The 1244-nt window shown below is 48.7% G+C and carries 1 protein-coding gene and 1 pseudogene; both read right to left on the bottom strand.

Going from position 1 to position 1244, the window contains the following annotated elements; translation table 11 throughout:
* Positions 1-899: galactose-1-epimerase (galM, locus tag R7E42_RS24570; protein WP_318073174.1), on the bottom strand; the 899-nt coding region annotated here is incomplete at its 3' end.
* A gap of 9 nt (positions 900-908) precedes the next feature.
* A pseudogene (locus tag R7E42_RS24565) lies at positions 909-1244 on the bottom strand (galactokinase); the annotation flags it as partial.

The raw sequence follows: 1244 nt of genomic DNA, 5'->3' as shown, positions 1-1244 counted from the left end.
GCTAAGAAATTACCTGAATAAAACTGGATGGCAGGCTTGGTGGTTTTCACCTTCATCACCACATCTTCTTTTGGTGCAATTAAAACCGCAGCGACAGATACGCCATCGGTCACTTCAGGCATGAATACAAAGGCGTGATCGTAGCCACCAGCAGTTTTCTGATCTTGCTCGGCAAGAAATTCTTGGCCAATCGATTTTGGCTCGGTGAAGTCGAAACTGGTGCCCGAAACTGGCTTTTGTTCACCGGTAGGAATTAACCCCGCATCCGTTGGCAAGTAATGCCCAGCATTGAGCTGTAAAGTATGATCCAAACTTTTCGCGCGGCTCGCCTCACCAGCCAAGTTAAAGTAGGCGTGATTGGTTAAATTCACTGGTGATGTTTTGTCGGTCTTAGCATCATAGGCGATAGCTAGTTCATTCTCGTCAGTGAGCGTGTACGTCACCTTCACATCGAGATTTCCCGGATAGCCTTGGTCACCGTCCGGTGAGCGAAGTGAAAAAGTGACCTGTTGATCATTTTGCTCTTCAATCTTCCAGCGGCGTTTATCAAACCCTTCTAGGCCACCGTGCAGTGAGTTTTCACCGTTATTGATACCAAGTTGATACTTCTCTCCGTCTATCTCAAACTGCCCCTTCGCAATTCGGTTAGCAAAGCGGCCAACAATGGAACCGAAGTAAGCGTCTTGCTTCATGTGTTCAGCCATATTTGGTGAGCGCAACAACACTTCACGGTTTTCACCATTTACCGGTAATGTGCAACTCAACCACGTCGCACCGATATCCATAAACGACGCTGTCATACCATTCGCGTTGGTCAAATGAATCAGATTCGCAGTTTGGCCATCAAACGACGGCGTTTGCGCCATCGCTTGTTCTAGTTGTTGAAAATAGGCTTTCATCATCATTCCTTACAGCACTTCAACCAAACCCGCACCATTTTTGGCTTGGCAAACATAAATCGACTCTTTTAAGCCCGTAGCCGCTTGGTACTTCGCTTCAACTGCCGCTTTCACATCATCAACCAGTGCTGGCGGTACAAGTGCCACGATGCAACCACCAAAGCCACCGCCAGTCATGCGCACGCCGCCTTGATCACCGATCACCTCTTTGACTATCTCCACCAGCGTATTGATTTCTTTTACCGTAATTTCGAAATCATCGCGCATCGAGGCATGAGACTCGGCCATCAGCTCGCCCATACGCTTCATGTCGTGTGCTCGCAGCGCTTGCGCCGCTTCCACAGT

The sequence above is a fragment of the Vibrio sp. Vb1337 genome (assembly GCF_033338715.1).
Classification (GTDB): domain Bacteria; phylum Pseudomonadota; class Gammaproteobacteria; order Enterobacterales; family Vibrionaceae; genus Vibrio; species Vibrio alginolyticus.
Note: the sequence above shows the minus strand (reverse complement) of the source record. Positions and strands in the feature narration are given on the sequence as shown.